The 10873-nt window shown below is 64.9% G+C and carries 2 protein-coding genes; both read left to right on the forward strand.

The window, feature by feature from the left end; genetic code table 11:
- The first annotated feature begins 41 nt into the window (after positions 1–41).
- Entirely contained in the window at positions 42–8621 is an 8580-nt protein-coding gene (locus tag LB553_RS29705) for a GH36-type glycosyl hydrolase domain-containing protein (RefSeq protein ID WP_224518513.1), read from the forward strand.
- A gap of 375 nt (positions 8622–8996) precedes the next feature.
- On the forward strand, positions 8997–10766 hold the full coding sequence (locus tag LB553_RS29710) for a glucan ABC transporter ATP-binding protein/ permease (protein ID WP_224518514.1): 1770 nt from the start codon (positions 8997–8999) through the stop codon (positions 10764–10766).
- The last annotated feature ends 107 nt before the right edge of the window (positions 10767–10873 follow it).

Consider the following 10873-nt stretch of genomic DNA (forward strand, 5'->3'; position numbering starts at 1 on the left):
GGCGGTGACGCCGCATTGCGCCCCCGCTTACGGAATTTTCAATGAACATTCAGACCAATCCCAACAAGATCGAACAGACAAGCGCTGGCTTCCCGGCGGCGACGGACGCGCCGATACGCTCCAATTTCCTGCCTGAGGACCGGCTACGCGCCTTGGGCGTCGCGCTCGCCAAGGGCGAGGTCAGGGAATTGTTCGGCCTCGCCCCGTTCGAGTTCCAGGCACGCATCCGCGACAGCGCTAAGAAGATTCTCGAAGTCTACCGCTCGACCAATGCGGCGCAGGCCAAGGGCGAGACCATCACGCCGGCCGCACAATGGCTGCTCGACAACAATTACCTGGTCGAGGAGACCATCTTCCAGGTCAAGCGCGACCTGCCGCGCCGCTTCTACCGGCAGTTGCCGACGCTCACGCTCGGCGACGGCACGGTGCTGCCACGCGCCTTCGTCGTCGCCTGGAGCTATGTCGAGCATTCCGACAGCTCCGTGTCGGCCAGCATGTTCAAGGCGATCGTCGAGGGCTTCCAGTCGGTCGAGCCGATGAAGATCGGCGAGCTCTGGGCGCTGCCGTCGCTGCTGCGCTTCGTGCTGATCGAGAACCTGCGCCGCATCGCCGTGCGCGTCGAGCGCACCAGGCAGATGCGCCAGACCGCCAACGAGGTCGCCGACCGGGTTCTGGGGACCGACGACAATGCCGACCGCACCAGGATTCTGTCCAACTACAGCGCGCATGCGCAGGACACCACTTTCGCCACCCAACTGCTCTACCGCCTGCGCGACGGATCGCAGAACGCCGGCCGCGCGCTGGAATGGCTGGAAGGCGAGCTCGAGAAGACCGGCTCCGACGCCGAGGAGATCATCATCTCCGAGCATCAGACGCTGTCCTCGGGCAATGTCACCACCGGCAACATCATTCGCGGTCTGCGCCTCATCAACGACGTCGACTGGACGGTCTGGTTCGAGGGCGTCAGCCGCATCGACACGTTGCTGCGTGCAAAGACCGACTTCGCCAACCTCGACTTCTTCTCGCGCGACCAGTACCGCACCGCGATCGAACAGCTGGCGCGCCGCTCGCATCTCTCCGAGTACCGCGTCGCCGAAAAGGCGATCGAGCTTGCCGGCCACACGCCCGGCCTCACCGATGCGTCCGGCCTGCCGGAAACGGCGGACCCCGCCGTGCACACCGATGTCGGTTTCTTCCTGGTCGGCCCGCGCCGGCAGGAGCTGGAAAAGGCGATCGGCTACCGGCCGCCTTTCCATGTGAGCTTCAAACGAGGCTTTGCCAGCGCCGGCTGGCTGGGCATCGTCGTGCCGGTCTTCCTGTTGACGGTGCTGCTGCTGGTGCTGTCGGGCAAAGCGCTCGCCAATCTCGGCCTGTCGGTGGAATCGATCACGCTGATGCTGGCGCTGTTCGCCGTGCCCGCCAGCGAGGGCGCGCTGGCCTTCTTCAACACCGTGGTGGCGCTGTTCCTCAAGCCGACCCGGCTTGTTGGCTACGACTACAACAAGCACGGCATACCGGCCGAGTCGCGCACGATGGTCGTGGTTCCGTCACTGATCGGCTCGCGCGACGATGTCGAGGAAAACATCCGCAACATCGAGGTGCATCACCTCGCCAATACGGCCGAGGAAATCCATTTCGCGCTGCTGTCAGACTGGCCGGACTCCAAGACCGAGATCGACGCCGCCGATATCGAGATCCTGCAATATGCCCGCGACGAGATCGCCAGGCTTAATGCGCGCTATCCGTCGGAAGGCTCGCCGCGCTTCTACCTCCTGCACCGGCGCCGGCTCTACAACCAGGCGCAGGGCTGCTGGATGGGCTGGGAGCGCAAGCGCGGCAAGCTGCATGAGCTGAACCTTCTTTTGCGTGGCGACAGCGACACCACCTTCCTGCCGCTCGATGTGCCGCTGCCGGAAAAGGTCGTGTATGTGATGACGCTCGACGCCGACACGCGCACCACGCGCGATGCGGTTTCCAGCCTAGTCGGCAAGCTCGCCCATCCGCTCAACCGTCCGCATTTCGATCCGGTCAAGCACGTCGTCACAGCCGGTTATACCATCCTGCAGCCGCGCATCACGGCTTCGCTCACCAGCGGCGACGATGCTTCCTTCTTCCAGCGCGTCTTCTCGGCCAATCGCGGGCTCGACCCCTATGTGTTCGCCGTCTCCGACGTCTATCAGGACGTCTTCGGCGACGGGTCCTTCACCGGCAAGGGCCTTTACCATGTCGATGCCTTCGAGGCGGCGCTGAAGAACCGCATCGACGAAAACACCATCCTCAGCCACGATCTGCTCGAAGGCGCGCTCGCGCGCGCCGCGCTGGTTACGGATGTCGAGCTGGTCGAGGATTATCCGACCCGCTACTCGGTCGACGCCTCGCGCCACCATCGCTGGGCGCGAGGTGATTGGCAGTTGCTCGGCCATATCTTCGACCCGCGCTCCGGAGTGCCTGCGCTGTCGCGCTGGAAGATGGTGGACAATCTGCGCCGCTCGGTCACCCCGATCTTCTGGGTCATGGCCTGCGTCGCGGGCTGGACGCTGCTGCCCTTCACCCAGGCGGCGCAGTGGCAGGCTCTTATGATCCTCAGCCTGTTCATGGCGCCGACCTTCGACATCGTGAACGGCATCCTGCCGAAGAGCGGTGACCAGACGCCGCGCGGCCACTTCTCCGCTTTGGCCCGCGACACCGTCTTCGGCACAGCACTTGTGGCGCTCAAGGTGCTTCTGATGGCGCATCTCGCCTGGATGATGGGCGATGCCATCATCCGCACCCTCTACCGGCTATTCGTCAGCCGGCAGAATCTTCTCGAATGGCGCACCGCCTCGCAAGCCGCCAAGGGCGGCACCGATCTCGGCGCCTATTACGGCATGATGTACGGGGCGGTGATCATCGGCGTCGTCGGCCTCGCCATTCCCGTGCTGGCCGATTCCACCGGCGCTTTCGTCGCCTTCTTCTTCGCCATCTTCTGGATCGCCTCACCCGCCGTCGCCTGCTGGATCAGCCGTTCGGCCGAGACCGAGGACAGGCTGCGCATCTCGCCCGCCGACATTCACGCGCTGCGCACCTTCGCGCGCCGCACCTGGCACTATTTCGAGACCTTCGTGACGGCCGAGCAGCATCACCTGCCGCCGGACAATTTCCAGGAGAGCCCGGCGCCGGTGGTGGCGCCGCGCACCTCGCCGACCAATATCGGCGTCTATCTGCTCTCGGTGGTGTCGGCGCGCGATTTCGGCTGGATCAGCCTGTCGGACGCCATCACCCGCATCGACGCCACGATGACGACGATCGAGAACATGCCGCGCGATCGCGGTCATCTCTACAACTGGTACGACACGACGACACTGAAGCCGCTTTATCCCCTCTACATCTCCGCTGTCGACAGCGGCAATCTCGCCGGACATCTGGTCGCGGTGGCGGCTTCCTGCGCCGAATGGGCCGAGGCGCCTTCCGTGCATCTGCAGGGCGATTTCGAAGGCATCATCGACACCGTCACCATTCTCGACGAAAGCCTGGACGAGCTGCCGGACGACCGCCGGCAGTTGCGGCCGCTGCGCCAGCGCCTGGCCGATCGCCTGGACGGCATGCGCCGCGCGGTGGCGACCATCAAGGCGCAGCCTGAGATGGCGTCGATCCGCACCATAAATCTTGCCGTACTCGCGGGCGAGATACGCAAGCTCGCCACCGCCATCCACACCGAGGCAACTTCGCCGAAAAGCGATGTCATCGCCGACTGGGCGGCCAGGCTGGAGGCGACCTGCGAGGCGCATGTGCACGATTCGCACAATGATGAGAGCGCCGTCGCCGCACTGCGCGCCAAGCTGCTGGCCCTGCGCGAGCGCTGCCGCCGCTATGCCTTCGAGATGGATTTCTCTTTCCTGATGCGCCAGGAGCGCAAGCTGCTCTCGATCGGCTACCGCGTCGAAGACCGCCAGCTCGACGAGAGCTGCTATGACCTTCTCGCCTCCGAGGCGCGTCTCACCAGCCTGTTCGCCATCGCCAAGGGCGACCTGCCGACCGAGCATTGGTTCCGTCTGGGACGCCCGATTGTCGAGATCGGCTTCCAGGGCGCGCTGATGTCCTGGTCGGGCTCGATGTTCGAGTATCTGATGCCGCCGCTTGTGATGAAAGAGCCGCAGGGCTCGATCCTCAACCAGACCAGCAAGCTCATCATCAAGCGCCAGATCCAGTATGCGCGTTCCAAGAACGTGCCGTGGGGCATTTCGGAAGCGGCCTACAATGCCCGCGATCGCGAGCTCACCTATCAATACACCAATTTCGGCGTGCCCGGCCTCGGCCTGAAGCGTGGTCTTGGCCAGAACACCGTGATTGCGCCTTACGCGACGATCCTGGCCGCGCAATTCAGCCCGCGCGAGGCGGTGCAGAATCTGCAGCGGTTGCGCTCGATCGGCGCGCTTGGCCGTCATGGCTTCTATGACGCGGTCGATTTCACGCCGCAGCGCGTGCCCGAAGGCGCCGACCACGCGGTGGTGCAGAACTACATGGCGCACCATTCCGGCATGTCGATCGCGGCAGTCGCCGACGCCATTTTCGAGGGCCGGCTGCGCGAGCGTTTCCACAGCGACCCAGTGATCGAGTCGGCCGAGCTTCTCTTGCAGGAGAAGGCGCCGCGCGACATTCCGACCGCAACCGTCAGGACGGAAGCCGACGAGCGCTCCAAGGACGCGGCCGAGACGGAGAGCCCGGACAGCCGCATCATCCTCGACCCGATCAAGGCGCTGCGGGCGACCAACGTCATGTCCAATGGCCGCTATTCGGTCATGGTCACCGCGACCGGCTCCGGCTACAGCCGCTTCGGCGAACTTGCCGTGACCCGCTGGCAGCCGGATCCCCGCGAGGATCGTCTCGGCTCCTATATCTTCCTGCGCGACACCGCGACCGGCGACTGGTGGTCGGCCACGGCCGAGCCGAAGCGCGCCGAGGGAGAGCGCGTGCAGACGCTGTTTGCCGACGACAAGGCGAGCTTCACCAAATCGGTTGGCTCGCTGCGTTCCGAGGTCGAATGCATCGTCATTTCCGAGGGCAATGGCGAAGGCCGCCGCATCACGCTCTACAATGACGGCGCCACCGACCGGCATATCGAGGTGACGTCCTTCGCCGAGCTGGTGCTTGGCAACGAGGCCTCGGACAACGCTCATCCGGCGTTTTCCAAGATGTTCGTCGAGACCGAGATCGCGCCGAACAACGGCGCGATCTTCGCCACGCGGCGCAAGCGCGACAAGAACGACCCCGACCTCACCATGGTGCATTTCGTCACCGATCCGTCGGGACCGTCGCGCGACGCCGAGGCCGAGACCGACCGGCGCGCCTTCATCGGCCGTGGCCGCACCATCGCCGATGCTATCGCCTTCGACCCCGGCGCCAGGCTTTCCGGCAGCCAGGGCTTCACGCTCGACCCGGTGGCGGCGCTGCGCCGCCAGGTGCGCGTGCCGGCCAACAAGAAAATCTCGCTGACCTTCTGGACCGCCGTCGGCGCCCATCGCGGCGAGCTCGATGAGGCGATCGCCCGTCTCGACCACCAGGAGAGCTTCGCCCGCCAGGCCATGCTGGCCTGGACGCGCAGCCAGGTGCAGACGCGTCATCTGGGGCTAAGCCTCACCGACGCCGCGAATGTGCAGAAACTTGCGCGCTATCTGATCTATCCCGATCCGTTCCTGCGCCTGCCGGCCGAATCCATCGCGTCGGGCCTCGGCCGTCAGTCGAGCCTGTGGCCGACCAGCATTTCCGGCGATTTCCCGATCTTCCTCGTGCGCATCGGCGACGTCGCCGATCTCGAGATCGTCGCCCAGGCGCTGCGCTTCCAGGAATATATGCGGGCGCGTGGCATGATGATCGACTTCGTCGTCGTCAACGAGCAGGCCTCGTCCTATGTGCAGGACCTGCAGCGCGCCGTGGAGACGCTGTGCGAGAACAGCCGCCTGCGTGGCCGTGAGCTCGGGCCTCGCCAGCACATCTTCGCCGTGCGTCGCGACCTGATGGACGAGCCGACCTATAAGACCTTGCTGTCGGTCGCGCGTGTCGTTCTGCATACCCGCAACGGCACGATCTTCGACCAGCTGGAACGCGCCGAGACGGCGGCCCTCCAGGCCCGCGATGCCTTGCTGCAGGCGGAGGGCGGCTCACCGCGCGAACCTGTTCCGCCGCTGCCCTTGCCGGTGCCGGCAAGCCAGGGTGGAGGCGACATCGCCGCCGATGGCAGCGGTCTGCGCCTGTGGAACGGCTTTGGCGGCTTCGACGGCGACGGCCGCCACTATGTGACGCGGCTGACCGGGCGGCGATCGACGCCGCAGCCCTGGATCAATGTCATCTCCAACGCCTCCTTTGGCTTCCACGTCTCTGCGGAAGGCGCCGGTTTCACCTGGAGCCGCAACAGCCGCGACTACCAGCTGACGCCGTGGTCGAACGACCCGGTGTCGAATCGGCCGGGCGAAGGCTTCTATGTTTTCGACCAACTGAGCGGCAAGGCCTTCTCGCCGATGGCGGCGATGGTGCGCGATCCGTCGATGACCTATGAGACCTGGCACGGCCAGGGCTTTTCCACTTTCCGCTCGAAGCGCGGGCCGCTGTCGATGGACCTGACCCAGGTGGTCGATCCGGCCGATCCGGTGAAGATCACGCGGCTGCGCATCCAGAATGCCGGCCCGGCGCCGGCGCGGCTGCGCATTTACGCCTATGCCGAATGGGTGCTGGGCGGCCATCGCTCGCGCACGGCGGCGACCATCGTGCCGTCGCGCGACGCCGCAACCGGCGCCATGCTGGCTCAGAACCCCTATGGTCTGGACTTCGGCGAGCGTGTCGCCTTCCTGGCGGCCAGCCATCCTGTCCATTCGGTAACCGCCGACCGCAGCGAGTTCATCGGCAGGCACGGCACGACCGAATATCCGCAGGCCGTGCTCGGCGGGCTTGCGCTTTCCGGCCGTATCGAGGCCGGCGACGACCCTTGCGCGGTCGTCGCCAGCGATATCGACATTCCGGCCGGCGGCGACGTCACGCTGCTCTGGCTGCTTGGCGACGCGGCCACGCCCGCCGAGGCGAGCGTGCTGGTGCAGACCCATCGCAGCAAGGATTTCGATCAGCGCCTGGCCGACAACGAAAGGACCTGGCGCGGTTTCCTCGACACCATCCAGGTCGAGACACCGGACGAGGCGATGAACGCCATGGTCAACCACTGGCTGCCTTACCAGAGCCTGGCCTGCCGCATCCGCGCCCGTTCGGCCTTCTACCAGGCAAGCGGCGCTTTCGGCTTTCGCGACCAGTTGCAGGACACGCTCTCCCTTCTGGCGCACGATCCGAAGCTGGCGCGCGACCAGATCCTGAACGCGGCGCGCCGGCAGTTCCCGGAAGGCGACGTCCAGCATTGGTGGCTGCCGCGCACCGATGCCGGGGTGCGCACCATGATCTCGGACGACGTCGTTTGGCTGGCGCATGCGACGGCCCGCTATATCGAGGTGACCGGCGACGCCGGCATCCTCAAGGAGCAGTTGCCCTTCATTGATGGGCAGCAGCTCGGCGACGGCGAGCATGACGCCTTCTTCACGCCCGAGATCACCAAGAACACCGCGCCGCTCTATGACCATTGCGCGCGGGCGCTCGATCTCGCGATCAAGCGCAGCAGCCCTGCCGGCTTGCCGCTGATCCTCGGCGGCGACTGGAACGACGGCATGAACCGTGTCGGCGAGGGCGGCAAGGGCGAGAGCGTGTGGCTGGGCTGGTTCCTGTTGAAGACGCTCACCGACTTTGCGCCTGTCGCCAAGGGGCAGGGCGACACGAAGCGGGCACAGGCCTGGACCAAGCATGCGGACGCGCTGAAGCGGGCCCTGGAAAGCACCGCCTGGGACGGCCAATGGTACCGGCGCGGCAGCTTCGACGACGGTACGCCGCTCGGCTCGCACAATTCGGACGAGTGCAAGATCGACTCGATTGCCCAATCCTGGAGCGTGCTGTCGGGCGAGGGCGATCCTGCCCGTTCGACGACGGCCATGGAACAGGCGACCAATATGCTGGTCGATGACGAGCTCAAGATCGTCAAGCTGTTCACGCCGCCCTTCTCGAAAAGCGAGAAGGATCCCGGTTATATCAAGAGCTATCCGCCGGGTGTGCGCGAAAATGGCGGCCAATACACCCATGCCGCCACCTGGTTCGTCATCGCGCTGGCTGAAATGGGCCGCACCGACGAGGCTTATCGCTGCTTCTCGATGCTGAACCCGGTCAACCACGCTTCGGACGAGGCGGCGGCCGAGCACTATCGTGTGGAACCCTATGTCGTGGCCGCCGACATCTATGCCGGCGAAGGCAAGGGCGGCCGCGGCGGCTGGACCTGGTACACTGGCTCGGCCGGCTGGCTTTACCGCGCTGCGGTGGAGGGCATTCTCGGTATCGAGCGGCGTGGCAAGGAGATCACGTTTAGGCCGAAGCTGCCCGGACACTGGGACGGCTACGCCGCGACGCTCAAGATGTTCGACGGCGAGATCAAGCTTCGCGTCATCCGCGACAAAAAGACCAAGTCGATCTCGCTAGAAGTCGATGGTTTAAAGAAAAAATCGGCCTCTTTCGAGCCGAAAGCCGGCGACAAGACCGAGGTCGTCGTCAGGATACCTGCGTAAAATCAATGGTTTGGTTCGTCGGCCGCGCATCCCTCGGGGTGCGCGGCCGATCGCCTTTTTTTACTTGGCGCAGCTCTCGCATCCGATCACGCGCCTTCCTTTAGGACTGGCTAAGCAAGCGGCTTGTGATTAAAAATGTGGCAGCGCGTGGCAGGTGCCATTATTTTGCCGCAAGCCTGACATTTCACCTTTTATCTCAAACCGTTAGGTGATCACGTCAGATTTCGTACCGTCGTCATCTTTTGTTCGCTAAATGGGAACGGAAGCGATAGACGACGCATTGTTTCGCGACACGTTAACCGATACGTGTCAGAAAATGGTGCGATGCACAATTCGGGCATTGAGCACGGACAAGAGTTTGGCGGAGTAGCTGAAGTGTCACTTCTGCAGATCTACTTTAGAGCGCTGGGTTATCTGGCGTCCGACAAGAAGCGCGTTGCGCTGATTTGCGGCGCCAACGTCGCGCTCGCGGCGATCGCGATCCTCGAGCCCATCCTGCTGGGCCGCGTGATCGGTGCCATCTCCGAAAAGGGCGCGGTGTTTTCGACGCTCGCCGTCTGGGCCGCTCTCGGTGCCTTCAACGTCGTCGCCTTCGTGCTGGTGGCGCGCGGCGCCGATCGCTTCGCCCACGCCCGCCGCTCCGAAGTGCTGTGCCAGTCCTTCGAGCGCGTCATCACCATGCCGCTTGCCTGGCACCATCAGCGCGGCACATCCAATTCCCTCCACACGCTGCTGCGCGCGGTCGAGACCCTGTTCAGCCTGTGGCTCGAATTCATGCGCGTGCATCTCTCGACGGCCATCGCGCTGGTGCTGCTGGTTCCGACCGCGCTGTCCATGGACATCCGCATGTCCGTCGTGCTGCTTGGCCTGGGCGTGCTCTATGTCGGTATCGGCCGCCTCGTCATGCGCCGCACCAAGTCGGGGCAGACTGCCGTCGAACGCCATTACCACACCGTGTTTGCCCACGTGACCGACAGCGTCAGCAATGTTGCCGTGCTGCAGAGCTACAACCGCATCGGTCACGAGACGGCGACGCTGAAGCGCTATGTGAAGGATCTGCTCGACGCGCAGAACCCGGTGCTCGACTGGTGGGCAATCGCCAATGCGCTGAACCGCCTGTCGTCGACCATCTCGATGATGATCGTGCTCTCGATCGGCGCTTATCTCGTCACCCGTGGCCAGCTCCGCGTCGGCGACGTCGTCGCGTTCACCGGCTTTGCCGGAATGCTGATCGCCCGTCTCGACCAGATGTCGGCCTTCACCACGCAGATTTCCGAGGCCCGCGCCAAGCTCGAGGACTTCTATCATCTCGAGGACTCGGCTGCCGAGACCGCCGAGCCGGACGGATTGCGCGAGTTGACCAATGTCACCGGCCATGTCCGCTTCGAGAATGTCAGCTTCGAGTTCGCCAATTCGGGCCATGGCATCGAGGACGTCTCCTTCGAGGTCCAGGCCGGCCAGACGGTCGCCATCGTCGGCCCGACCGGCGCCGGCAAGACGACGCTGATCAATCTGCTGCAGCGGGTCTTCACGCCGGCCAGCGGCCGCATCCTGATCGACGGCATCGATACCCGCACGGTGACCCGCAAGTCGCTGCGCCATTCGATCGCCACCGTCTTCCAGGACGCCGGCCTGCTCAACCGCTCGATCGAAGACAATATCCGCGTCGGCCGCGCCGATGCGAGCAATGATGAAGTCCATGCCGCAGCGAATGCCGCCGCCGCCCAGGACTTCATCCTGGCCAAGAGCGGCGGCTACGACACCGTCGTCGGCGAGCGCGGCGGCCAGCTCTCGGGCGGCGAGCGCCAGCGTATCGCCATCGCCCGCGCCGTGCTCAAGGATGCCCCGATCCTGGTGCTCGATGAGGCGACCAGCGCGCTCGACGTCGAAACCGAGGACCGCGTCAAGGAGGCTATAGACGAGCTGCGCCGCAACCGCACGACCTTCATCATCGCTCACCGCCTGACCACGGTCCGCGACGCCGACCTCGTCGTCTTCATGGACAAGGGCAGGGTGGTCGAGATGGGCGGCTTCACCGAGCTGTCGCTGCGCAACGGCCGTTTCGCCGCCCTGCTGCGCGCCGGCGGCCTGCTCAACGACGAAGAGGTCCGCCGCCTCAGCCGTGCGGTGAACGAAGCAGCGTAAGGCAGAACGCTTCCCCCTTCTCCCCTTGTGGGGCCTGTTGCGTAATTGGCTGGTTGTGATTCTCTGAGAAGGAAGCTCGGAGGGAATCGCAATGGCGGTGAAGCAGA

The organism is Mesorhizobium sp. CA8, from assembly GCF_020164955.1.
Classification (GTDB): domain Bacteria; phylum Pseudomonadota; class Alphaproteobacteria; order Rhizobiales; family Rhizobiaceae; genus Mesorhizobium.

Excerpts from the sequence above, each read along its gene's own strand:
- LB553_RS29705 (WP_224518513.1), top strand. The coding sequence starts at position 42 with ATGAACATTCAGACCAATCCCAACAAGATCGAACAGACAAGCGCTGGC.